At 68.3% G+C, this 23,732-nt stretch carries 22 protein-coding genes and 2 pseudogenes; 17 read left to right on the forward strand and 7 right to left on the reverse strand.

Translation table 11 applies throughout. From position 1 onward, the window contains the following. Positions 1 to 96 precede the first annotated feature (96 nt). The 7 genes from LJ657_RS47395 to LJ657_RS47425 all read left to right on the forward strand — a co-directional run bounded on the left by LJ657_RS47395 (position 97) and on the right by LJ657_RS47425 (position 8,973). Positions 97 to 372, forward strand: a complete 276-nt coding sequence (locus LJ657_RS47395; RefSeq protein WP_232655950.1) for an MBL fold metallo-hydrolase — start codon at positions 97 to 99, stop codon at positions 370 to 372. 30 nt (positions 373 to 402) lie between these two features. Then, positions 403 to 1,239 carry an ATP-grasp domain-containing protein gene (locus LJ657_RS47400; protein WP_232655951.1) on the forward strand — a complete coding sequence of 279 codons (837 nt, stop codon included), beginning with the start codon at positions 403 to 405 and terminating at the stop codon, positions 1,237 to 1,239. 136 nt (positions 1,240 to 1,375) lie between these two features. After that, positions 1,376 to 1,537 carry a hypothetical protein gene (locus LJ657_RS47405; protein WP_232655953.1) on the forward strand — a complete coding sequence of 54 codons (162 nt, stop codon included), beginning with the start codon at positions 1,376 to 1,378 and terminating at the stop codon, positions 1,535 to 1,537. 453 nt (positions 1,538 to 1,990) lie between these two features. Continuing rightward, a complete protein-coding gene (locus LJ657_RS47410; protein ID WP_232655954.1) occupies positions 1,991 to 3,529 on the forward strand; it encodes a diaminobutyrate--2-oxoglutarate transaminase family protein in 1,539 nt (512 codons plus the stop codon). Positions 3,530 to 4,040: 511 nt separating this feature from the next. Next, positions 4,041 to 5,891 (forward strand): IucA/IucC family protein, encoded by a 1,851-nt coding sequence (locus tag LJ657_RS47415; RefSeq protein WP_232655979.1) that lies wholly within the window; start codon positions 4,041 to 4,043, stop codon positions 5,889 to 5,891. A 78-nt stretch (positions 5,892 to 5,969) separates the two neighbouring features. Next, positions 5,970 to 6,773 carry a GNAT family N-acetyltransferase gene (locus LJ657_RS47420; RefSeq protein WP_232655955.1) on the forward strand — a complete coding sequence of 268 codons (804 nt, stop codon included), beginning with the start codon at positions 5,970 to 5,972 and terminating at the stop codon, positions 6,771 to 6,773. 223 nt (positions 6,774 to 6,996) lie between these two features. After that, complete coding sequence (locus LJ657_RS47425) at positions 6,997 to 8,973, forward strand: ATP-dependent DNA helicase (RefSeq protein ID WP_232655958.1); 1,977 nt, start codon at positions 6,997 to 6,999, stop codon at positions 8,971 to 8,973. A 155-nt stretch (positions 8,974 to 9,128) separates the two neighbouring features. On the opposite strand, the gene lexA is transcribed toward LJ657_RS47425, so the two are convergent. Then, the gene (gene lexA / locus LJ657_RS47430) at positions 9,129 to 9,908 is read right to left on the reverse strand and encodes a transcriptional repressor LexA (RefSeq protein ID WP_030947215.1); all 780 of its coding nucleotides are present in this window, start codon (positions 9,906 to 9,908) and stop codon (positions 9,129 to 9,131) included. Positions 9,909 to 10,473: 565 nt separating this feature from the next. On the opposite strand from lexA, the gene nrdR reads away from it, so the two are divergent. The 3 genes from nrdR to LJ657_RS47445 all read left to right on the forward strand — a co-directional run bounded on the left by nrdR (position 10,474) and on the right by LJ657_RS47445 (position 14,959). After that, entirely contained in the window at positions 10,474 to 11,034 is a 561-nt protein-coding gene (gene nrdR / locus LJ657_RS47435; protein WP_232655960.1) for a transcriptional regulator NrdR, read from the forward strand. 163 nt (positions 11,035 to 11,197) lie between these two features. Further along, positions 11,198 to 14,092, forward strand: coding sequence for a vitamin B12-dependent ribonucleotide reductase (locus LJ657_RS47440; RefSeq protein ID WP_232655964.1), 2,895 nt, complete (start codon positions 11,198 to 11,200; stop codon positions 14,090 to 14,092). Between the two features lie 162 nt (positions 14,093 to 14,254). Beyond that, complete coding sequence (locus tag LJ657_RS47445) at positions 14,255 to 14,959, forward strand: DUF6215 domain-containing protein (RefSeq protein ID WP_232655965.1); 705 nt, start codon at positions 14,255 to 14,257, stop codon at positions 14,957 to 14,959. A 7-nt stretch (positions 14,960 to 14,966) separates the two neighbouring features. On the opposite strand, the gene LJ657_RS47450 is transcribed toward LJ657_RS47445, so the two are convergent. Continuing rightward, positions 14,967 to 15,500: a TerD family protein gene (locus tag LJ657_RS47450; protein WP_232655967.1), complete on the reverse strand. Its 534-nt coding sequence runs from the start codon at positions 15,498 to 15,500 to the stop codon at positions 14,967 to 14,969. Between the two features lie 161 nt (positions 15,501 to 15,661). On the opposite strand from LJ657_RS47450, the gene LJ657_RS47455 reads away from it, so the two are divergent. The 4 genes from LJ657_RS47455 (at position 15,662) to LJ657_RS47470 (ending at position 18,576) form a co-directional block, all read left to right on the forward strand. After that, complete coding sequence (locus LJ657_RS47455; RefSeq protein ID WP_232655969.1) at positions 15,662 to 16,267, forward strand: YdbC family protein; 606 nt, start codon at positions 15,662 to 15,664, stop codon at positions 16,265 to 16,267. A 133-nt stretch (positions 16,268 to 16,400) separates the two neighbouring features. Then, the gene (locus LJ657_RS47460; protein WP_232655970.1) at positions 16,401 to 17,060 is read left to right on the forward strand and encodes a histidine phosphatase family protein; all 660 of its coding nucleotides are present in this window, start codon (positions 16,401 to 16,403) and stop codon (positions 17,058 to 17,060) included. A gap of 12 nt (positions 17,061 to 17,072) precedes the next feature. Further along, a complete protein-coding gene (locus tag LJ657_RS47465; protein WP_232655972.1) occupies positions 17,073 to 17,990 on the forward strand; it encodes an ADP-ribosylglycohydrolase family protein in 918 nt (305 codons plus the stop codon). A gap of 298 nt (positions 17,991 to 18,288) precedes the next feature. Further along, positions 18,289 to 18,576 (forward strand): transposase, encoded by a 288-nt coding sequence (locus tag LJ657_RS47470; protein WP_232655973.1) that lies wholly within the window; start codon positions 18,289 to 18,291, stop codon positions 18,574 to 18,576. Here LJ657_RS47470 and LJ657_RS47475 read toward each other — a convergent pair. Then, positions 18,554 to 19,270: a TetR/AcrR family transcriptional regulator gene (locus tag LJ657_RS47475; protein WP_232655975.1), complete on the reverse strand. Its 717-nt coding sequence runs from the start codon at positions 19,268 to 19,270 to the stop codon at positions 18,554 to 18,556. The genes LJ657_RS47470 and LJ657_RS47475 overlap by 23 nt on opposite strands. A gap of 105 nt (positions 19,271 to 19,375) precedes the next feature. Here LJ657_RS47475 and LJ657_RS47480 point away from each other — a divergent pair, with 105 nt between their 5' ends. The 3 genes and pseudogenes from LJ657_RS47480 (at position 19,376) to LJ657_RS48485 (ending at position 21,242) form a co-directional block, all read left to right on the forward strand. Further along, positions 19,376 to 20,566 carry an FAD-dependent monooxygenase gene (locus tag LJ657_RS47480; RefSeq protein ID WP_232655983.1) on the forward strand — a complete coding sequence of 397 codons (1,191 nt, stop codon included), beginning with the start codon at positions 19,376 to 19,378 and terminating at the stop codon, positions 20,564 to 20,566. 204 nt (positions 20,567 to 20,770) lie between these two features. Next, positions 20,771 to 20,947 (forward strand): annotated as a pseudogene (locus tag LJ657_RS48480) (recombinase family protein); the annotation flags it as partial. Between the two features lie 139 nt (positions 20,948 to 21,086). After that, positions 21,087 to 21,242 carry a hypothetical protein gene (locus LJ657_RS48485; RefSeq protein WP_269787769.1) on the forward strand — a complete coding sequence of 52 codons (156 nt, stop codon included), beginning with the start codon at positions 21,087 to 21,089 and terminating at the stop codon, positions 21,240 to 21,242. Between the two features lie 252 nt (positions 21,243 to 21,494). Here LJ657_RS48485 and LJ657_RS47490 read toward each other — a convergent pair whose 3' ends face one another. The 4 genes and pseudogenes from LJ657_RS47490 to LJ657_RS49305 form a co-directional block, all read right to left on the reverse strand. Further along, positions 21,495 to 22,004 carry a hypothetical protein gene (locus LJ657_RS47490; protein ID WP_232655976.1) on the reverse strand — a complete coding sequence of 170 codons (510 nt, stop codon included), beginning with the start codon at positions 22,002 to 22,004 and terminating at the stop codon, positions 21,495 to 21,497. A 15-nt stretch (positions 22,005 to 22,019) separates the two neighbouring features. Beyond that, positions 22,020 to 22,889, reverse strand: coding sequence for a site-specific integrase (locus tag LJ657_RS47495; protein WP_232655977.1), 870 nt, complete (start codon positions 22,887 to 22,889; stop codon positions 22,020 to 22,022). Positions 22,890 to 23,070: 181 nt separating this feature from the next. After that, positions 23,071 to 23,241 (reverse strand): annotated as a pseudogene (locus LJ657_RS47500) (integrase core domain-containing protein); the annotation flags it as partial. A 106-nt stretch (positions 23,242 to 23,347) separates the two neighbouring features. After that, a complete protein-coding gene (locus tag LJ657_RS49305) occupies positions 23,348 to 23,635 on the reverse strand; it encodes an HNH endonuclease (protein WP_372488081.1) in 288 nt (95 codons plus the stop codon). Positions 23,636 to 23,732 lie beyond the last annotated feature (97 nt).

The raw sequence follows: 23,732 nt of genomic DNA on the forward strand, positions 1-23,732 counted from the left end.
TCCATCAGGCGGAGTAAGTCATGCTGGGACAAGGCCATCGCGTCACCTCTCACTCAACGAGCTTCGCTACTCGGAGAGTTGCGCGATGGCCGCCCCATGACCAGGGGCTATGCAGAGATCGCTGCTACACCACTCGGCGGGACACCATCCACGCACGACCACGACGACCACATCGCCGGTGCCACCAGGTTTCCCGGCGCCAAGTTCGTCTCGCACGAGATAACCGCCGAACTGCTGCGGATCTACACCGACCCCCATCGCCCCGTGCCGGACGTGACCTTCTCCGGCAAGCACCACCGCCTCACGGTGATTGACTGTGGGTGGGACCGTCCGGTGCCGTCCGGTGCCGGGGGTGCCCGGCGGTTTGGGTAGGTTGGTGGCCACCAACCCAGGAGCTACCCCGTGTCCGACCGCCCCAGCGTTCTGTTCGTGACCGATCTCGCCTACGAGGCCCGGGGGCGGCGCTACTGCGACGAGGACATCTTCCTGTCGTCGCGGCTACGGAATGACTTCGACGTCGCTTTGTGCCATCCACTGGACGCCGCGGCACTGATGGACGCCTTTGACGCGGTCGTGGTCCGTAACAGTGGCCCCGTGCTGCACTACCAGAAGGAATACGACGCCTTCCGCGACCAGGCCGCAGCGCGCGGCACCCGGGTCTACAACCCGCTGTCCGGCCGGGCCGACATGGCCGGCAAGCAATACCTGCTGGACCTGACCGCAGCCGGATACCCGGTCATCCCCACCATCGACCGGCCCCAGGACTTCGGCCGCCTGCCCGAGGCCGACCAGTACGTGGTCAAGCCGAAGGCAGGGGCAGACTCCATCGGCCTCAGCTTCGTGCCTCAGGAGCAGTTGGCCGGCCTCGGCTACGGCGACATCCTCGTCCAGCCCCGCATCGATTTTCGCTACGAGGTGTCGTTCTACTACGTCGACGATGCCTTCCAGTACGCACTGCACGCCCCCGACCCCGAACGGCGCTGGGTCCTTGAGCCCTACCAGCCCACCGAAGCCGACCTCGACTGCGCGCGCCGCTTCATCGACTGGAACACCCTCGATCACGGCATCCAGCGCGTGGACGCCTGCCGCACCCAGGAGGGTGACCTGCTCCTGGTCGAGCTGGAAGACCTCAACCCCTACCTGTCCCTGGACCACCTCGACGACCCGACCCGCGACACATTCGTCACCAGCATGACGACCTCCCTCCACCGGTTCCTGAGCACCCCACCTCGCCCCTGAACCGGCAGGCCGCCGGTCACCTCAGAGCCCTGGGACCGACTGTCCAAGGGCATGGATGCAACGCGTATCGAGCCCTTCCCCGTCGCCAGCCAGGCGGCACATCGAGGACGGCCGCATCACCCGCGTCCAATAGATCATGACGGTCAGCGCTGCGTTCGAAGCGGCGGAGAAGAGCGCTGTGCAGGTTGATCTGCAGCGCTGCGCGGTGGGGGTTGCCGATCTGGGCCAGGCCGAGGGCCTCCTGGGCGAGCGCGACGGCTTCGACGTCGGCGGCGGAGCCCGTCAGCTCGTGGCGTGACCGTAGCGCACCACTCAGGTCGGACAGAATCGACGGCAGGATCGGGTCACCGGACGCCGTGGCCATGTGAACCATCACATGGGCAAAGGTCTTGGAAGGCGCCTGGCCCACCTGCCCGGCAGGTGCTTTGAGCTGCACGTTCCATCCCCCTGAGGGCGCTGCCAGTAACCGTGGAACGCATTCGCATGGGTGGACAGGTATTGGTGGAACCCGGCTGATGTCGACATTGGACGTCAAATGCGCTGGGCTGCGCATGAGTTGGACCGGCAACGGTTCCGTCACGGAAAGGATCTTGAGGCAACCCGTAACCCGGTGAGGGGCGGGCGGTTGGTAGCGGTGGGGGTCCTGCTGTCCGTGTGCGGTCCCCCGGCGGGAGGGCAGGGAGTTGTGGCCGAGTCTGCATGCGGTGGGAGCGCGTCCGACGGGACTCCTGGGCGGCGTACTGCCGGTGAGGTGTCCGTCACCGGGCGGGCGGCGCACGAAGGGATCCTGCGACGGCAGTCGGCGCGCGAATCGGCGGCGCGTACCTATGCGCGTGTCCTGCCTATCGTGCCCGTTCGGGCCCGGGGGCTGACCATCGAGGGTGCCGACGGCCGCCGCTACCTGGACTGCCTCTCCGGAGCCGGGACGCTCGCCCTCGGCCACAACCACCCCGTCGTACTGGAGGCCATCCGCAAGGTCCTCGACTCCGGTGCCCCGCTGCACGTCCTCGACCTGGCGACCCCCGTCAAGGACGCATTCGTCACCGAGTTGTTCCGCACCCTGCCGCGCGGTCTCGCCGACCACGCGCGCGTCCAGTTCTGCGGACCGGCGGGCAGCGACGCGGTGGAGGCGGCGCTCAAACTCGTCCGCACCGCGACCGGCCGCACCGGACTCCTGGCCTTCACCGGCGCCTACCACGGCATGACCGCCGGAGCCCTTGAGGCGTCCGGGAACGCCTCGGACGTACGAGTCGCCCGCCTCCCCTTTCCCCAGGACTACCGCTGCCCCTTCGGTGTCGGCGGCTCGCGCGGCGCCGAACTCGCCGCCCGCTGGACCGAATCCGTCCTCGACGACCCCAGGTCGGGGGTGCCCCATCCTGCGGGGATGATCCTGGAACCCGTCCAGGGTGAGGGCGGGGTGATCCCCGCGCCGGACGAGTGGATGCGGCGCATGCGAAGGATCACATCGGCCCGCTCCATCCCGCTGATCGCCGACGAGGTCCAGACGGGGGTCGGACGGACCGGTGGCTTCTGGGCGGTGGAGCACAGTGGCATCACCCCCGACGTGATGGTCCTCTCCAAGGCCATCGGCGGTAGCCTCCCCCTGGCCGTGGTGGTCTACCGCGACGACCTCGACGTCTGGGAACCCGGCGCCCACGCGGGCACCTTCCGCGGCAACCAACTCGCCATGGCCGCAGGCACGGCCACGCTGACTTACGTCCGCGAAAACCACCTCGCCGAGCGAGCGGCCACCCTCGGCTCCCGCATGCTCGCTCAACTCCATTCCCTGGCCCGGGAGTTCCCCTGCGTCGGCGATGTGCGGGGGAGGGGCCTGATGATCGGGATGGAGCTGGTGGATGCGGAGGGGGATTGCGGGGGGCTCGGGGGCGGGACGTTCGGTGGCGGAGGTTCCCGTGACGGGTCCGGGGACTCGGTGGGGTGCGAGCCCCTCAACCATGAGGCGACTCAGGCGGCGGTGCCGGATTCCCGCCCCGGCAGCCCGCGCCCGGCCGATCCCGAACTCGCGGCCGCCGTCCAGCGGGAGTGCCTGCGCCGTGGCCTCATCGTCGAAGTAGGGGGCCGCCACGCAAGCGTGGTGCGGCTCCTCCCGCCACTGACGATCAGCGACGAACAGGCGGCCGCCGTGCTCGACCGACTCGCCGACGCGGTGGAGACGGCAGCCCGCGACCACTCCGGCCGACCACCTGGAATACGACGGCCGCACGGACCCGATCGCCAGCACCGGCCGCACGGCGAGCGCACTGAGCGGGCGGGTCACCTCGGTAACTGATGCGCGCGCACGTGTATGTGCCGTCTGCGCCAACGTCCATGACTGCGCACATCTGTCGCCCCCTGAACCGCAGTACAGCTCAGGTTCGTCACCTCCCGAGCCAGAACCACGCACTAGGACCGCCTTGAACCCCACGTCTGCATCCGACGCTCGTGCCCACGCCCCTGAGCGAGATTCCTTCGACACGACGCCTTCCGAGCAGATTCCGCCGGTACCGGCGGCCCCATCTACGGCTTGCCGGCGGGAACGGGCAGCCGCGCGGGAGCCGAAGCTGGGGCGGGAGTCGGAGCGAGAGCCGGAGCAGGGTCAGGGGACGGCTCGGGCTTCGGCCCCCTGTGGAGCCCGAGGGGAGTGCGGGGATGCTGGTCAGGGAGGGGGCCCGGAAGCAGGCAGCGGGCTGAAGCGGGACGAGGTCTCTGGTACAAGCAGGGTTCCGGAGCACAGAGGCCACGGACAGCCACAGAGCGCGCCGCGACAAGTCCCGGCACCGGAGCAACGCAGGGCCCTGGGGCTGGAGAATGCTCCGGAGCAGCGCAAAGCCCCCGTCGCCGAGAGTCCGCGCCACGCAGCCGCCGATCTCCTTCAGCATCCCGATCCGTGCACCGCAGCAGACGCTGCGGCAGTAGAGAACCTGCTGCGCTGCTGGGTGCGTGAAGCCGGCCTCCCCGCCCCCGACGACGGCACACTCCGTATCCCTCTGCCCGCCAGCGGCACGGCCCTCCTTGCCCCGGTCCATTACTGGTCTCCAACGGGATGGCACCGGTTCGGTCTCCCCTTCCTCGTCAACGCCCCCGAACCTTCCTTGCCGGCCGACGCGGTTACGGTCGCTGCACTCCTGGCCAGGGAGACGCCTGGCAGTGGCAACGACGCGGCCGCCTCCTCATCCGGCCCGGACCTGGTCGGCCGCGTCGCCGACTCCCTCCGCCGTACGGTCACGTTCATCCGCGAGCGGAGGGAACGCCCCGCCGACGGACCCGACCTCTTCCTCGCGTCCGAGCAGGCGCTCGTACTCGGTCACCCGCTGCACCCCACACCGAAGAGCCGCGAAGGCCTGTCCGAAGCCGAAGCGCGCCTGTACTCGCCGGAGTTGCGCGGCTCCTTCCCCTTGCACTGGCTGGCTGTCGCCCCTTCCGTACTCGCCACGGACTCCGCCTGGACCGAGCGTGGCCGTCCCGTCCCCGCACCCCAGCTCATGGCAAGGCTCGCCGAAACCGCGCTGGCTCTTCCCGACGGTTACGCAGCTCTGCCCTTGCACCCCTGGCAGTTGCGCGAGGTGCGGCAACGCGCCGAGACGGCAGCACTGTTCGACGACGGACTCCTTCGTGACCTCGGTACGCACGGCTCACCGTGGCACCCCACCTCGTCCGTACGCACCGTCCACCGGTCCGGCTCCCCTGCCATGCTCAAACTGTCGCTGGGCTTGCGGATCACCAACTCCCAGCGTGAGAACCTCCGCAAGGAACTGCATCGAGGGGTCGAGGTCCACCGCCTGCTGCGCCGCGGCCTGTCCAAGCAGTGGCAGGCTGCCCACCCGGGTTTCGACATCGTCCGCGACCCGGCCTGGCTCGCGGTCGACGCGCCGGACGGCAGCTCCGTGCCCGGACTCGACGTGATGATCCGCCACAACCCGTTCAACCCGTCCGACAACGTCTCCTGCATCGCCGGCCTCGTCGCGCCCCGGCCGCAGGCCGGGACAGACGGCACCTCAGGCGCAGCGCGCCCGGAGGATGGACCGTCGCCCCTGCAGTCCCGGCTCGCCACGGTCATCACGCGCCTCGCGGGCCGAACCGGTCACCCCTGTGCGGTCGTTGCCGCCGAGTGGTTCCTGCGCTACCTCGAGCAGGTCGTCCGTCCCGTGCTGTGGCTGGACGCGGCAGCGGGGATCGTCCTGGAGGCGCATCAGCAGAACACGCTGCTCCTGCTCGACGCCGACGGCTGGCCCGTCGGCGGCCGCTACCGCGACAACCAGGGCTACTACTTCCGGGAGTCCCGCCGCGCGCAACTCGATGCCCGGCTGCCCGGTATCGGGGAGCACAGCGACACTTTCGTCTCCGACGAGGTCACTGACGAGCGTTTCGCCTACTACCTCGCGATCAACAACGTGCTCGGCCTCATCGGCGCCTTCGGCTCCCAGCGCCTTGCCGACGAATGGCTGCTGCTCGCCGCCTTCCGTCATTTCCTCAGCGACGTCGCCTCCGGCCCCGCCCCGTTGGGCACTTCACTCCCTGCCCTCCTGTTGGACTCACCCGTCCTGCGCTGCAAGGCCAACCTGCTGACCCGCCTGCACGGTCTCGACGAACTCGTCGGTCCGGTCGACACCCAGTCCGTCTACGTCACCATCACCAACCCCCTCCGTTCCTGAAAGCCACCACCGACCACTGTCAACTCCCTTCGCTTCTGAGGAACATGCCCCATCCCGCCTTCTGAGAGGAGCGGCGCCGTGTCTCCCACCGACGCCAGCGCACACGCAGCCACCGCCCCCGGCACCGCCTCCGATTCGAGCCCTCATGCGGATGAGAGCAGCACCGGCGCGAGCACGGACAACGAGGACACACTGGACCTGCGTTTGCCCGACGAACTGCTTGCACTCTTCGCAGCGGAAACCGACTCCGGCGAGCCACGAACCCGGTGCGAAGATCCAGCCCCGCCCGTTTCCATCACCAGAGCCGACGGCGACCTCCTCGACCGTGTGGCCGACTGGGGGCCGGTCGTCACACCCGTGGGCGTGTTCCAGCTTGTCCCCGTGCACGTCGAGCGGGACCTACCGCTTGTCACACGCTGGATGAACGACCTCGCTGTCGCGGAGTTCTGGGACCTGGCCGGCCCTGCGACCGTGACTGAGGGCCACCTGCGGGCGCAGCTCTCCGGCGACGGACGCAGTGTTCCGTGCCTCGGCGTGCTGGAGGGCACACCGATGAGCTACTGGGAGATCTACCGGGCGGACCTCGACCCATTGGCCCGCCACTATCCCGCCCGACCGCATGACACCGGACTTCACCTCCTCATCGGTGGGGTCGCCGACCGAGGCCGCAAGCTCGGCAGCACCCTGCTCAGAGCCGCGGCGGACCTCGTCCTCGACAAGCGGCCTGCGTGCGCACGCGTCATCGCTGAACCAGACCTTCGCAACACCCCCTCCGTCGCTGCTTTTCTGAGCGCCGGTTTCCGGTTCTCCGCAGAGGTCGACCTGCCCGCCAAGCAAGCCGCCCTCATGATCCGAGACCGGTCCCTGCGCGATCTGCTGTGACGCCGTGTCGTCGCAGCGTCACTTTTGGTACACCGCCCGAGCTGATCCGGTTCCCACTGCTGCCGGTGGTTTTTCCACGGTGCCCGGCCTCAAGGGCCCCCGAGCCGATCTTCCCGAGCGATCCGCCCCGACTCTCACCCAAGGAACCCGCGGTCTTGATCCCGCCCCTCGTCCCCGTCTTGATCACCCGATTGTCAGTGCCGGGCCGTAGGGTGGTCGCGCTATGACGAAGCCCTCACTCCCCGAACTCCTGCATGCTGCCGTCACTGCCGTCGGCGGTACGGAGCGCCCTGGCCAGGTGACCATGGCCGAAGCCGTCGCAGAGGCGATCGACGGCGGTTCGCATCTGCTGGTCCAGGCCGGCACCGGCACCGGAAAGTCGCTGGGCTACCTCGTGCCCGCGCTCGCGCACGGGGAGCGTGTTGTCGTCGCGACGGCCACCCTCGCCCTGCAGCGCCAGCTCGTGGAGCGGGATCTGCCGCGCACCGTGGATGCGCTGCACCCCCTGCTGCGCCGCCGCCCGGAGTTCGCGATGCTGAAGGGCAGATCGAACTACCTCTGCCTGCACCGACTCCACGAGGGAGTCCCGCAGGACGAGGAGGAGGGTCTCTTCGACCAGTTCGAGGCGGCCGCGCCCACCAGCAAACTGGGCCAGGACCTGCTGCGGCTGCGCGAGTGGTCGGACGAGACCGAGACCGGCGACCGCGACAACCTCACGCCCGGCGTGTCCGACCGGGCCTGGGCGCAGGTGTCGGTCTCCTCCCGGGAGTGCCTGGGTGCCACGAAGTGTGCGTACGGCGCCGAGTGCTTCGCCGAGATGGCCCGCGAGCGTGCCAAGCTCGCCGAGGTGGTCGTCACCAACCACGCGCTGCTCGCCATCGACGCCATCGAGGGCGCCCCTGTCCTCCCGCAGCACGAGGTGCTGATCGTCGACGAGGCGCACGAACTGGTCTCCCGGGTCACCGGAGTGGCCACGGGTGAACTCACGCCCGGCCAGGTCAACCGTGCGGTCCGTCGCGCCGCGAAACTGGTCAACGAGAAGGCCGCCGATCAGCTCCAGACCGCCGCCGAGGGCTTCGAGCGGCTGATGGAGCTGGCCTTGCCCGGCCGCCTGGAGGAGATCCCGGAGGACCTCGGGTACGCGCTGATGGCTCTGCGCGACGCCTGCCGTACGGTGATCTCCGGGATCGGCGCGACCCGCGACAAGTCCGTCCAGGACGAGGACGCGGTCCGTAAGCAGGCGCTGGCCTCCGTGGAGACGGTGCACGATGTGGCGGAGCGGATCACGAACGGATCCGAGTGGGACGTCGTCTGGTACGAGCGCCACGACCGCTTCGGAGCCTCCCTGCGCGTTGCCCCCATGTCCGTGTCGGGACTCCTGAGGGAGAAGCTCTTCGCGGACCGCTCCGTCGTACTGACCTCCGCGACGCTGAAGCTGGGCGGCGATTTCAACGGTGTCGGCGCCTCCCTCGGGCTCTCCCCGGAAGGTACGGAGGGCGAGGACCTCCCGCAGTGGAAGGGTGTCGACGTCGGCTCACCCTTCGACTACCCCAGGCAGGGCATCCTCTACGTCGCCAAGCATCTGTCGCGCCCCGCGCGGGACGGTGACCGCGTGGACATGCTGGACGAGCTGACGGAGTTGATCCAGGCGGCCGGCGGCCGCACCCTGGGCCTCTTCTCCTCCATGCGTGCCGCGCAGCTCGCCGCCGAGGAACTGCGCTCCCGGATCCCGGAGTTCCCGATCCTGCTCCAGGGCGAGGAGACGCTCGGTGAGCTGATCAAGAATTTCGCCGCCGACCCGAAGACATGCCTGTTCGGCACGCTGTCGCTCTGGCAGGGCGTCGACGTTCCCGGCTCCAGCTGCCAGCTGGTCGTCATGGACAAGATCCCGTTCCCGCGCCCGGACGACCCGCTGATGAGCGCCCGCCAGAAGGCGGTGGAGGACGCGGGAGGCAACGGCTTCATGGCAGTTGCCGCCACGCATGCCGCGCTACTCATGGCCCAGGGCGCAGGCCGCCTCGTACGGGCCTCGGGGGACCGCGGGGTGGTCGCGGTACTGGACCAGCGACTGGCCACGGCGCGGTACGGCAGCTATCTGAAGGCGTCGCTGCCGGACTTCTGGTACACGACAGACCGTAACCAGGTCCGGAAGTCACTGGCGGCGATCGACGCGATGGCGAAGAAGTCAGAGGACGAATGATCGGGGGTTGGTCTGCTGCGTCGCCGTGACAGACCAACCCCCGGGCGGTACGCCCGCTGTCGGGGCCCGCCGGGCAGCACAGGGCCCCGGAACCGGCGCAGGGGTCCCGGGGCCCGGTCAGAGGGTGATTCTGTACGAACCGCCCGCCGCAGCCGTCATACGCGCCGCAGCACTGCCACCACCTTGCCGAGGATGGTCGCGTCGTCGCCGGGGATCGGCTCGTACGCAGCGTTGTGCGGGAGGAGCCAGACGTGGCCGTCCTCGCGTTTGAAGCGCTTGACGGTGGCCTCGCCTTCGAGCATGGCCGCGACGATGTCGCCGTTCTCGGCGACGGGCTGGCGTCGCACCGTGACCCAGTCGCCGTCGCAGATCGCGGCCTCGATCATGGAGTCGCCGACGACCTTCAGCACGAACAGCTCGCCGTCACCGACCAGCTGGCGGGGGAGAGGGAAGACGTCCTCCACCGACTCCTCGGCGAGGATCGGACCGCCGGCGGCGATGCGGCCGACCAGCGGGACGTACGACGCGGCGGGCTTTCCTGCGGTGTCGGTGGGCTGCACGGAGGCGCCCTGGTCGGAGCCGCGCACCTCGTACGCGCGCGGGCGGTGCGGGTCGCGGCGCAGGAAGCCCTTGCGCTCCAGTGCCATCAGCTGGTGTGCGACCGAGGACGTGCTGGAGAGGCCGACCGCTTGGCCGATCTCCCGCATCGACGGCGGGTAGCCGCGCCGCTGCACGGAGTCCCTGATGACCTCGATCACCCGGCGCTGCCGGTCGGTGAGTCCCGAGCTGTCTGCCCGGATGCCTGGAGGTCGGCCCGGCAGGGAGCGCTTGTGCCCCTCGGGATTCACGGCTTCGTTCATCGCATGCACCGGCTCGAGTCGGCCCTGGGAGCGGTCCTGGGCAGTGATGGTGGCACTGTCTGCGGTGGTGGTCACGTCGGCCCCTCTCGATGGTCTCCCTGCTGGACAACGGTAGTTGCTTTCGAAAGGTTGCGCCAAACACACGTTCGAGTGAAAAAACGCGGATCACCTGACGTGATCACGTGTCTGGGTGTATGGCTAACGCGGCACCTGGCGGACAAAAGGTCCCATTGTTGTACTCTTCACCGCCGGGGTGCTGACCTCGTGGGTTACTGCCCCAGTCTGCCACCTGGCATTCCGTCAACCGGGAACCGGCCCCCATCTGCGCGGGAGCCGCACGTCCCCTCCCTGTGGCGCCCACGGTATCTCCGCATGTGCCGTAACGGTACGGCTGTGCGCCTCCGGAACCGGTGCGGCGCCCCGGTCGCGTGGCACATGCCGATACATGCGCGACACGCGCGTACGACTTGCGTGCATGGGCCAATCCCCACATCTAGTGGTTGGATTGCGGCAGCAGCCCAGAAGTTGTGGTCCCCCGGGTCTTCAGGCTCCTGGCGATCGCCTATGCTTGGGGCTGCTTCGAGGGGCCCATGAGGCCCAGCGAGGCTATTGAGTCTGCTGTGAGGAGGGTTGGGAGTTCATGCACTGCCCCTTCTGCAGGCACCCCGACAGCCGTGTCGTCGACAGTCGTACGACCGACGACGGCACGTCGATCCGCAGGCGCCGCCAGTGTCCGGACTGCTCCCGTCGTTTCACGACCGTGGAGACGTGCTCGCTCATGGTGGTCAAGCGGTCCGGAGTCACCGAGCCTTTCAGCCGTACCAAGGTCATCAATGGCGTGCGCAAGGCATGCCAGGGACGGCCTGTCACCGAGGACGCACTCGCCCAGCTCGGCCAGCGGGTCGAGGAGGCGGTGCGGGCCACGGGAAGCGCCGAACTGACCACCCATGACGTTGGGCTGGCCATACTCGGCCCGTTGCAGGAGCTCGACCTCGTCGCGTATCTGCGATTCGCCTCCGTCTACCGGGCGTTCGACTCGCTCGAGGACTTCGAGGCCGCGATCGCGGAACTCAGGGAGGAGAGGCGACCCGTCGCCGCGGACAACGACGACCGCGAGGGCGCTGTCGCGGGGGGCCAGGAAGAAGACTGCGGGCCCGGAGGGACTGCTCAGGTCCCCGAGCCCGTCCACGCCGCCGACTGATCGGCGAGCCGGAACCGGGCGGAGGCCCCGATTCCGGCCGGACGGCGGCTATCGAAGACCCGTTGCGGGCGGCAGCGCGAGATGCCCGCAACACCAGACACAACACCGTGCCACGGGAACATCGGGGCACTTCAGGGCGTTTTAGCCCGTACAGGGAGGCGGCATGACAGAGACGGCGAGCGGTCCGGCACGGAGTTCCCGCGCCAAGGGCACCAAGGCGACCAAGGGCCTGCGTATCGAGCGCATCCACACCACCCCCGGCGTGCACCCGTACGACGAGGTGGTCTGGGAGCGCCGTGACGTCGTCATGACCAACTGGCGCGACGGCTCGGTCAACTTCGAGCAGCGCGGCGTCGAGTTCCCCGACTTCTGGTCGGTGAACGCGGTCAACATCGTCACCAGCAAGTACTTCCGCGGTGCCGTCGGCACCCCCCAGCGCGAGGTGAGTCTCAAGCAGCTCATCGACCGCATCGTGAAGACGTACCGGAAGGCCGGTGAGGACTACAAGTACTTCGCCTCGCCCGCCGACGCGGAGATCTTCGAGCACGAGCTGGCGTACGCCCTCCTGCACCAGATCTTCAGCTTCAACAGCCCCGTGTGGTTCAACGTGGGCACCCCGCAGCCCCAGCAGGTCTCCGCCTGCTTCATCCTGGCCGTCGACGACTCCATGGAGTCGATCCTCGACTGGTACAAGGAAGAGGGCATGATCTTCAAGGGCGGCTCCGGTGCCGGCCTGAACCTCTCCCGCATCCGCTCCTCCAAGGAACTGCTGTCCTCGGGCGGCAACGCCTCGGGCCCCGTCTCCTTCATGCGCGGTGCCGACGCCTCCGCAGGAACGATCAAGTCGGGTGGCGCCACGCGCCGTGCCGCCAAGATGGTCATCCTCGACGTCGACCACCCCGACATCGAGGACTTCATCGAGACCAAGGTGAAGGAAGAGGAGAAGATCCGCGCTCTGCGTGACGCGGGCTTCGACATGGACCTCGGCGGCGACGACATCACGTCCGTCCAGTACCAGAACGCCAACAACTCGGTCCGCGTGAACGACACGTTCATGAAGGCGGTCGAGGCGGGCGGCAAGTTCGGCCTCACCTCCCGCATGACCGGCGAGGTCATCGAGGAGGTCGACGCCAAGTCGCTCTTCCGCAAGATGGCCGAGGCCGCCTGGGCGTGCGCCGACCCGGGCATCCAGTACGACGACACGATCAACCGCTGGCACACCTGCCCGGAGTCCGGCCGTATCAACGGCTCGAACCCCTGCAGCGAGTACATGCACCTGGACAACACGTCCTGCAACCTCGCCTCGCTGAACCTGATGAAGTTCCTGAAGGACGACGGCAAGGGCCGCCAGTCCTTCGATGTCGAGCGCTTCGCCAAGGTCGTCGAGCTCGTCATCACGGCGATGGACATCTCCATCTGCTTCGCGGACTTCCCGACCCAGAAGATCGGTGAGAACACGCGCGCGTTCCGCCAGCTCGGCATCGGCTACGCCAACCTCGGCGCCCTGCTGATGGCGACCGGCCACGCGTACGACTCCGACGGCGGCCGTGCCCTGGCCGGTGCCATCACCTCCCTGATGACGGGCACGTCGTACAAGCGTTCCGCCGAACTCGCCGCGGTCGTCGGCCCGTACGACGGCTACGCCCGCAACGCCAGTGCTCACAACCGCGTCATGAAGCAGCACGCCGACGCCAACACCGTGGCCGTCCGCATGGACGACCTGGACACGCCGATCTGGGCCGCCGCCACGGAGGCCTGGCAGGACGTGCTGCGCCTCGGTGAGAAGAACGGTTTCCGTAACTCCCAGGCGTCCGTCATCGCCCCGACCGGCACCATCGGTCTGGCCATGTCCTGCGACACCACCGGCCTCGAGCCCGACCTCGCCCTGGTCAAGTTCAAGAAGCTGGTCGGCGGCGGCTCGATGCAGATCGTCAACGGCACGGTTCCGCAGGCGCTGCGCCGCCTGGGCTACCAGGAGGAGCAGATCGAGGCGGTCGTCGCCCACATCGCCGAGCACGGCAATGTCGTCGACGCCCCGGGCCTCAAGCACGAGCACTACGAGGTGTTCGACTGCGCCATGGGTGAGCGCTCCATCTCCGCGATGGGCCACGTCCGCATGATGGCCGCGATCCAGCCGTGGATCTCCGGTGCCCTCTCCAAAACGGTCAACATGCCGGAGTCGGCGACCGTCGAGGAGGTCGAGGAGATCTACTTCGAGGCCTGGAAGCTGGGCGTCAAGGCGCTCGCCATCTACCGCGACAACTGCAAGGTCGGTCAGCCGCTCTCCGCCAAGACCAAGGAGAAGGAGAAGGTCGAGGTCACGGAGAAGGCCGAGGCGACCATCCGCGAGACGGTCGAGAAGATCGTCGAGTACCGCCCGGTCCGCAAGCGCCTGCCCAAGGGCCGTCCCGGTATCACGACGTCCTTCACGGTCGGCGGCGCCGAGGGCTACATGACCGCCAACTCCTACCCGGACGACGGTCTCGGCGAGGTCTTCCTGAAGATGTCCAAGCAGGGCTCGACTCTCGCGGGCATGATGGACGCCTTCTCCATCGCCGTCTCCGTCGGCCTCCAGTACGGTGTGCCGCTCGAGACGTACGTCTCGAAGTTCACCAACATGCGCTTCGAGCCGGCCGGCATGACGGACGACCCGGACGTGCGGATGGCGCAGTCGATCGTCGACTACATCTTCCGCCGCCTGGCACTCGACTTCCTGCCCTTCGAGACGCGTTCCGCCCTCGGCATCCACTCCGCCGAGGAGCGCCAGCGTCACCTGGAGACCGGTTCGTACGAGCCCTCCGAGGACGAGCTGGACGTCGAGGGCCTCGCCCAGTCGGCTCCGCGCGCCCAGGAGCTGAAGGCCGTGGCCATGCCGCGTGCCGAGGTCGAGGCGGCCAAGCCCGCGCCGCAGCAGGCCCACACCAGTGCCGAGCTGGTGGAGATGCAGCTGGGCATCCAGGCCGACGCCCCGCTGTGCTTCTCCTGCGGCACGAAGATGCAGCGGGCCGGCTCCTGCTACATCTGCGAGGGCTGCGGTTCGACCAGCGGTTGCAGCTGACACCCGTGGTGAACCAGCTTTGAGGGCGGTGGAGTGCTTCCTGGCTCCGCCGCCCTCGGCTTTCACTCCAATGCGAAAACTTGTTCCCCCGTAAGGCGGTCACAGGTTACGCTCCCCCCGCGCACGACCGGCGCGAACGGCAGGGTGGGGAACGTGGGGAACATGGTCGACGATTTCGCCGACTCCAAGAAGGCAACGAACGAGCCCGAGAAGTCCATGAACGTGGCGGCTCAGGTGATCGCCGCGATCGTGGTGGTCGGGGGCCTCGGAGGGCTCCTTTGGGCTCTGGACCTGGACTCGAAGGCGTCCGCCGACCGCGGGCCGGCCGCCTGCACGGCCACGCACGACAAGCCGTCGAAACCTGTCTCGGGCGCCCAGCTCTGCACGGCGCTCAACCGCCCGGACCTGCCGGTGCTGCTCGGCACACCGGAGGAGTACGCGCAGACCGCCGACGGCAACGAGAGCACGTTCACCTCGGCCGACGGCGCGAAGTCCACGACCCCCGAGGCGGACGTCGACCTGAAGACGTACTCCCTGAGGCTCTCGGCATCCCACGACGGTCTCGGCGTGGCCGACATGACCGGCCTCCTGGGCACCGGCGCGGAGACGAAGACGGTGCTCGGACACCCGGCGGTCGTTTACTCGGACCACACCATCGCCCTGAGCTTCAACCTCGGCGGCGGCAAGGCCAAGAGCGGCCCCGGCGGCATCGCCCGCAACCTGCTGGTCGCCCGCGACGCAAAGGACGGCGGCGGTTACTTCGAAGTCTCCATCTGGCGCCAGGACTTCGCGGTGCCCGACGACGCTGCCCTGTTCCGCGTCGCCGAGAAGGTACTGCCGACGGTTCCGGGATGGACCGCCGGCTGACCGGACGTCAGGGCTGGTGCGCCCGGCCCATGTCCCGGGTGAACGTCTCCGGGTCGTCCTCGAAGCCGTGGATCCCGGGACGAAACGTCCACTCGCCGGACTCGTCGCGTATGAACTCCCCGACCGTGGCCGCCGTGGCCCCGAGGACGTCGCCGAAGTCGTCCTCGGCCAGGACGGTGTAGCCCTCCCGGATGCGCAGCCCCGGGTTGATCACGCCGACGAAGGTCCGGTGCGCCGAGCGCTGCTGTATGACGACGCCGACCACCACGCGCGCGTACCGCTCGCTGAGCCGCTCGAGCTCCAGCGTCATGACCTCGTCCCAGCCGAAGCCCTTGCCGTCCTTGCTGTCCCGGTTGAGGTAGATCGTGCCGTCCGGGGAACGGCTGTCGAAGTGCACCACATAGGCGGGATCGCCGTACGCGGCGCCCGCTGGGTAGGTGGCGGCGACGATGTCGAGATCGGTGGCCGCCTGTCCCGCCGGACTGGGATCCCACTTGAGTGCGACCTCGACCTTGCGGATCCCCTTGTTGATGCCGGTCACCGGACCTCCCCTTCCCCGTCTCCCCGTGTGTCCCTGTCCGGCCCGAACTGCGCGACGGACTGGGCCTGTTGTCCATCCTGCCACGCGCGCGTGGAGGTGTGCGCCGGTGCTGTCCACCGGAGCGTGACCGGCGCCACGCTCCGTGGCCTTACCATGGCGCGGTGCTGGTCAAGTGGATTCGCTGCACCGTGGTGGACCGCCGCGGCTTCGAGCGGGGGCAGCGAAAGTGGGCGGGGCTTCTGGGGGAGCCGGGGTTTCGGGGACAAGGCGGTGGTTGGAGCCGGGGACGGACAGGTGTGGCGCACGTCTTCGCCTTCTGGGAGAGCCGTGCCTTCTACGACTCCTTCATGGCCCGTTCCCACGATCGGCTGGCGGCGGCCCAGTCGGGCACCTTCAAGGACGCCCAGGTCAAGCTCTTCGACTACCGCTTCGACGTGAAGACCGGCTTCGAACCGCGTTTCACCGACGCGGATCTGCTGAGAGTGGCCCTCTGCAGAGTCCACGAGGAACGGGCCGAGCACTTCACGCTGATGCAGGAGAAGGTCTGGAACCCCGCCATGGCCGGCTCTCCCGGCATGATCAGGGGCCTGTTCGGCGAGGCGCCGGGACACGAGTTCCTGGTGCTGTCCATGTGGCGCTCGGCCGCCGAACACGGCAAATACCGCACCGAGCGCGTGGAGCGACTCGCCCTGCGGGCCCAGACGGAGACGGACGTCGCTGCCCTCACGGGCGACATCATCGAGCTGGAGCCGACCTGGACGGTCTGACGTGGTGGGTTTGGAAACTGGATGCGTCAATCGTGCACCCTGGCGTGGCCAGTGGTGCAGGAAGTGTGTGACCTACGCCGTATGGAGCCCGTACGAGTGCTCGATCGGCCGTCACCCGATCTAGGGTTTTGGCATGGCACGACCACGGCGCATCGTCCTTGTCCGGCACGGGGAGTCAACGGGCAATGTTGATGACACCGTTTACGAGCGCGAGCCCGACCACGCGCTGGCGCTGACCGAGCGCGGCCGGCAGCAGGCCGAGGAGACCGGTAAGCGGTTGCGTGAGGTCTTCGGGCGTGAACGCGTCAGCGTGTACGTGTCGCCCTACCGGCGAACCCACGAGACGCTGCGCGCCTTCCATCTCGATCCCGAGCTCATACGGGTGCGCGAGGAGCCCCGGCTGCGCGAACAGGACTGGGGAAACTGGCAGGACCGCGACGATGTGCGCCTCCAGAAGGCCTACCGGGACGCGTACGGCCATTTCTTCTACCGGTTCGCCCAGGGGGAGTCCGGTGCCGACGTGTACGACCGGGTCGGCGGTTTCCTGGAGAGCCTGTACCGCAGCTTCGAGGCCCCCGACCACCCCTCCAACGTGCTGCTGGTGACCCACGGGCTGGCCATGCGGCTGTTCTGCATGCGTTGGTTCCACTGGACGGTCGCGGAATTCGAGGCGCTGTCGAATCCGGGGAACGCGGAGATGCGGATGCTCGTTCTCGGGGACGACGGCAAGTACGCGCTTGACCGGCCTTTCGAACGCTGGCGAGATCCGGAACCGTACGGGATCACCGGATAGAGTGGCAGAGCAATGACCTCTGATTCGTCCTCCGACGGGCGCCTGGACCGTGCCCTGGCCAGCCTGCGTGGACTGGCGGTGGGGGATGCGCTGGGCTCGCAGTTCTTCGTGCCGGTGAACTATCCGCTGCTGAAGAGTCGCGAGCTGCCGCCGGGCCACTGGCAGTGGACGGACGACACGGAGATGGCCTGTTCCGTGGTCGCGGTCCTTGCCACCCACCACCGCATCGACCAGGACGCCCTGGCGCACTCCTTCGCCCACCACCATGACTTCGACCGGGGGTACGGCCCCGCGGTCAACCGTCTGCTCCGGCTGGTCAGGGAAGGCGGGGACTGGCGTGAGCTGGCCGCCGAGCTCTTCAACGGACGGGGGTCCTGGGGCAACGGAGCGGCCATGCGGATCGCCCCGCTGGGGGCCTGGTACGCGGACGACCCGGAACAGGCGACCCACCAGGCGGAGATCTCCGCGTATCCCACCCATCAGCACCGAGAGGCCGTCGTCGGCTCCATGGCGGTTGCGGCGGCCGCCGCGCTGGTCGCGGCCCCCGGTGGCCCGCCGGGCCCGGAGGCACTCCTCGACGGAGTCGTCGCACTCGTCCCGAAGAGCGCCGTCGGGGCGGGCCTGCGGCGCGCACGGGACATGCTCGACTACGCCGACGCCGGCACCGTCGCGGCCGTACTGGGCTGTGGACGGCGTACGTCAGCCCATGACACCGTCCCCTTCGCACTCTGGTCGGCCGCGCGAGCCCTCGGCGACTTCGAGCAGGCGTTCTGGACGACCGCGCAGGTCGGTGGTGACGTGGACACCACCTGCGCCATCGTCGGCGGCGTGCTCGCCGCCGGGAAGGCCGGAATGCCACCGGCCGAGTGGGTGGGGCAGACGGAGGCACTGCCGGACTGGGTGCCGGGCGTCCGGACACCGTCAGCCTGAATCCTCGGCTGCCTTGTGGAGCTTGTCCGGCGACGGGCCGCTGGAAACTCACTGTGCCTGCCGGGAACTCTGCGTGACTGCGTGTCCGTTGTCGTGACATCAGCCGTGTGCGCAGGAGCGGGTGCATGCACCTGACGAGTGAAGGGTCCTGGGGGTGGTCATGCAGGTCGTGGTCGTGTGGGCACTGCTCTCGGTCCTGACGTTGCTGTGTGCTTCAGGACATGTGCGGATGGCCGGACCGACGTCCTCGCTGTCGGTCCCCCGGACTCGGTCCGGCCGTCCGCGGCCTCTTGCATACGTGAGCGGGTCAGCCGGCCGTCGCTCCCGCCGTGCCGGCGCGCACGACCTCCTGGTCAGGCCCGGACGCATACCGGCGCAAACACCACACCGTTCTGAACCGGCGTGGGCCAAGAAGCTCTCGGACGAGGACCGGCGCGGGCTGACCGCGCTCTTCTGGTCGAACATCAACCCGTACGGCACGTTCCGGCTGGAGATGGACAAGCGGCTCGACGTCGCCCCGCCCATCGTGTCCCATCCCCGTGCGGCGGCCAGCGCCGTCCAGTTCAGTTCGAGCGCTGGGCGATGAGTAGTCCCAAGCCGTCCAGGATGCGCTGTAGGCCGAACTCCAGTGCCTCGTCCTGTCCGCCGTGCTGGGTCGCCGAGGCCAGTGCGGCGGTGAGGGCGGGGTAGTGCTCGCCGTGTGCCTGCATCAGTTCCCCGAGGGTGTCGATGAGCTGCACTTCAGGGTTACCTGCCTGACCTACCGCGCGGGCCTGTTCGGCGATTCCACGCACGTGGCCGGCCAGCAGGGCGACCGCGTCAAACTGTTCGGCGCCCGACAAGCCCGTGCCGACTAGTGCGGCGACGGCCTGCTCCATCCAGGCAAGCTCCCTGGGGCCCAGGATCCTCGGGCCGACGGTGGCGTCCAGCAGCCATGGGTGCTGGTGGAAGACGGTGAACAGTCGGCAGGCCCAGTCGCCGAGTTGCTCGCGCCACCCGCAGCGCGGTCCGTCCGACGGTGGAGCCGCGCCGATTGCGGCCTCCACCATCAGTGCGACCAGTTCCGCCTTGCCGGGCACGTACCGGTAGAGCGCCATCTTGGTGACGCTGAGCCGCCCGGCAACCCGCTGCATGGACACAGCGGCCAGGCCCTCCGCTTCGGCGATCTCGATGCCGGCCCGCGCGATGCGGTCCAGGCTGAGTGCGGGCTTGGGCCCCCGTGAGGGCTTCGAATGCGGGCCCCAGAGCAGCCGTACGGCCTCGCTCCGCTCGTCGCTCACTTCTCCGCTCCCATCTGCGGTGTTGCCAATCCATCAAAACTGCGTCGTCCGTACACACTAATAATCAGTGTCCAGTGGACACAGTTTTCGTGGGGAGTGGTTTCCTTGAGCAAGAAAGTCCTCATCTCCGGTGCCAGCATCGCTGGTCCGGCCCTGGCCTACTGGCTCGGCTGCTACGGCTTCCAGCCCACAGTGGTCGAGCTGGCACCGGCCTTGCGCGACGGCGGCCAGGCCGTCGACTTCCGGGGAGAGGCACACCTCACCGTGCTGGAGCGCATGGGCGTGCTCACGGAGCTGCGCCGGATCCAAACCGGCGGCAGCCCCATACGCTTCGTCAACGAGCACGGCCGGACTCTTCTGCACCTGCCAGCCGAGTTCGCCGGCGGCGACGTGGAGGTACTTCGCGGGGACCTGGCTCGGGTGCTCTACGAGCACAGCCGCCGGCACACCGAATACATCTTCGGCGACTCGATCACCGGCCTCACCGAGACCGCCGGAGGCGTCCAGGTCACCTTCCGGCGCAGCGCACCACGCGAGTTCGACCTCGTGATCGGCGCGGACGGGCTGCATTCCAACGTGCGCCGACTTGCCTTCGGCCCCGAGGAAAGCTTCGTCCGTCATCTCGGCTACTACGCCGCCACCTGGCAGCTGCCCAACTACCTGGGATTCGGGCGTGGTTCGGTCGGCTACAACGCGCCGGGTCGACTTGCCAGCGTCGGCAGCGATCACCGGGACGCGGCGAAGGCCCGCGCATTCTTCGTCTTCGCAGCGCCCCAGGCCGCGTACGACCGCCATGACCTGGAGCAACAGAAGGCTTTGATCTCCAAGGCATTCGCCGGGCTCGGTTGGGAGGTGCCGCGACTCCTCGACTCCCTGAAACAGGCTCCGGAGCTGTACTTTGACTCGATCAGCCGGGCAGACGTGCATGCCTGGTCCGCAGGGCGCATCGGCCTCGTGGGGGACGCCGCCTGCGGCGCGACGATCGGCGGCATGGGCACCGGAACCGGCGTGGTGGCCGCCTACGTGCTGGCCGGCGAACTTGCGCTGGCCAACGGCGACCACCGTGCAGCCTTCAGCCGGTATGAGAACGCGATGCGCGGCTATGCCCAGGGCTGCCAGAAGGGCGGCAACCGCACCGGGAAGTTCCTCGCACCCGGCACAACAATCGGCCTCCGCATCCGGAACGGCCTCCTGAGCAGGCGCTCCCTCCTGAACTGGACGCTCAAGGAAGGGCAGAAGATCAGCACCATCGACCTGCCCGACTACCGGTCTCAGCTCAGCCGGCTCAACAAGTGACCAGAAGGATCACCGACGAGGGTCAGGCAGGGTGAGCCGCCCCGTCACATGAATGACGAAAGGCAAGCGCCCCTCGGGTGGAGTGTCGTCAAACGATCGTCTGCCGACACTCGGGACCGTGATCACGAACCCGCAGGTGGGCAGTGTCGGCAACTCGCGTCGGGAATCAACGTCGGAGAACGGTCCTTCGGATGGCTTCCGACAATGCTCATTCGCTACTGCCGCACATCAACGGCCGACCAGAACCCCAATCATCAGATTGACGCGCTTCTCCGCCACGGCGTCGACCGCGACAACATCCACGTCGACGTCGCCAGCGGCGCGAAGGCGTCGCGCCCGAAGCTCGGCCTCGTCATGCAGTTGCTGCGTGAGGGCTACACGTTGAAGGTCACCCGGCTCGACCGGCTCTCCCGTTCCGTGCTGCACCTGGTCACCCTCTTGGCGCCGAGCTGCGCGAGCGTGGGATCGGGTTGCACGTCATCGAGCAGGGCATCGACACCGCCACCATGGGGGGCGAGCGATGTCCGGGATGCTGTCCGTACTGGCGAAGCTTCAGCGGGAGCTGATCGTGGCGAACACGAACGACGGGCTCGCCTCTGCACGGGCCCGGGGCCGGGTCGGCGGGCGCCGGCCGAAGCTCACCGAGGACCAAGCCGCGCTCGCCCAACGGCTCTAGGACGAGCGGGAGAATACCGTCCAGCAGATCGCTGACATGTTCGGTGTGCCGAGGTCGACGGTGTATGGGCACCTCGACAAAGCCAAGACCGTGCCCCGTCAGCCGAAGAAGTCCGCGGCCATGAAGCCGTGAGAGCTACCGGCGGGTTACTTGTTCCCTGGTGTCTGGGGTAGGACTCCGGGGCCTCGATCCCCGTGGGTTCAAGGAAACCGAAGCTCCTTCAGCCTGAACCCACGGGGCCACCGGTCTGCTTCAGGTCCGTAGATCCGTGGGTTCGGTGGGAACAGGAGGGTGCTGTGTAAGCCGAAGAGCTTCGGCCGTGACGTCGGCGTCCACCTGCGCCTGTGTTCTGTGGCCGTATTCAAGGACGTCGTAGTCGTCGTCCAGGTTGGCGAGTCGCTCGGCCAGAGGCAGCTCGTGCCCGAAGCGCTGATGGATCCTGAAAGCCAGCTCGCGTGGCGTCAGTTCGCCGGCCAGCATCCGGGCGGCAAGTGCTCGCGCGGCGGCTTCCTGTCCGGCAACGCTGCCCGCTGGCTGGAAGGTGAGGCCCAGTTCATCGAGCGCCGGGGGAAGGAGGTCGGGGACGTCGTAGTCCGCCTCCGCGCGTGTGCACGCGGCCAAGATCCGCAGGGCAGGACTGTCGAGGCCGGCGACGAGTGCATCACAGGCAGCAGTGACGACGTCGGTTGCGCGGATCTCGCCCATGCTCCAGAGAACGGCACGGTCCTGAAGCTCGCGGGCTGCTGGTTCGGTCGACGACATCTGTCCATGATCTCGTCAGTCGGTTGAGCAGGTCGAGTGGGTTTCACTGCGATGCCTGCTCGGCGGGTTCTCCCAGAAGCGCGCGTGCTGAGGCCGCGTAGCGGATGGCGGTCTTCTCGTCGATGCCGAAGACCAGTGCGAGATGGAGCGGGTCGGCGCCGTGGCTGAGCGCTTCTTCGAGTTGCCGGTCGAGCGGAGCCGTTCGAGGGTGGCGGTGAGGTTGCGGGTGGCCCGGGTGGTCCAGAGCTTGCCGGCTGGGCCGAATTCGACGGCGGTCTTCTGCGTGATCAGCAGGTGAGGGTTGGCCGTGTTCGGCCAGCGGTCGCGGCGGTGGTCGAGCCAGTCCAGGACTGCTCGGTGGGTGAGGTCGTCGAGCGGGCGGACGTGGCCGCCGACGGTGATGCGCCGGTTGCCCACGTCGACGTCGTCCAGCTGCATGGTGCGGATCATCTGCGGACGTGCCGCGTGGACGGCGGCCAAGGCGATGATGAGCCGGATGTCTGGAGTGATGGTGGTGGCGATGGCCTCGTCGATGTCTGCCTGGACAAGGGCCTGGAGGGCGCCGCCGGTCTGCCGGGGGACACGGATGCGGATCGTCGGGTTGCGGAAGATCTGGCCGTTCTTCTTCGCGTGCCGGAACAGTGACCGCAGTGCGACGATCCGGCTTTCGCGCTGTTTGCCTGTGACAGCGTCACGGGCCGTGAGGATGTCCTCCCGGGTGACTTCTCGCAGGTGGTCGTAGCGGCTGGACCACTCCAGCAGCACCGGCTGGATCTCACCCAGGTAAGCCCATGTCGTATGCCGGGACCGAGGCTCCGACCGCGGGCCACCGTCGAGGAGAGTTCGGGCCCAGGCCTCGACGGCGCGATGGATGCCCGAGGGCATCCCGTCGAGTTTTCACTCCAACCACCGGTCGACGGCGGGTGCCCGGTCATCGGTGAACAGGCCGAGACGGTCGAGGACTTCGGCCGTCCGCACGACGGGAAGCCCACGGACTCGTAAGGCCGGAAAAAGCTCGGAGTACCGGAGATCGACTCACCTTCGCGGAAGCCGGACAGCGCGATGACTAGGTGTATTGCCCTGTGAGGTTGGGGACGCGGCTGGCGGGTGGTTGGCCCTTGAGCGCGGTGTGTCCGCGGTGGTGATTGTAGGTGTGCAGCCAGCCGGGGAAGGCGTCACGTCGTTCCTGCTCTGAGCGGTAGGGGCGGGCGTAGGCCCATTCGTCGGGCAGGGTGCGGGTAGGGTCGGCCGGACGACGAGGTGCCTGCTGAGCAGGTCCTTTTCCGTCCGGCCTCCCACCGAACCGGCCATGCCCGTTTCCGGGCAGCACGGCTCTCCAGTGACTACTGCGTGCGCGTCGTACTCGGCTTCCTCCGATGGATGCGGTCGTGGCAACTGCCGCAGACCACAAGGGTCTTGCGGCGGCGCGCGACCATCATCTTCACCCAATCGGAGGATGCGTCACCGGCCTGTTGGAGCTCGTTGAGCGACTTGACGTGGTGAGCTTCTACTTCGCCCGGCCGCTCGCAGAGCTCGCATCTATTCGCCGCGAGCCGACGGATCAGCTCTTTATGCGGACAGACCGGCCCGGTCAGACGGTCGATCGGGCCTTGCCCCCGAGGAGTGGACACCTGTTCGTTTCGTTATGCGGCAAGTGTCAGGGTAGCTGACTGCTGTTCATAGGGGATCGGTGCCTGCTGTCCGTTCGCCGAGTGCCGTCGGCGGGTG

This window comes from Streptomyces guryensis (assembly GCF_021261325.1).
In the GTDB taxonomy this organism is placed as follows: domain Bacteria; phylum Actinomycetota; class Actinomycetes; order Streptomycetales; family Streptomycetaceae; genus Streptomyces; species Streptomyces guryensis.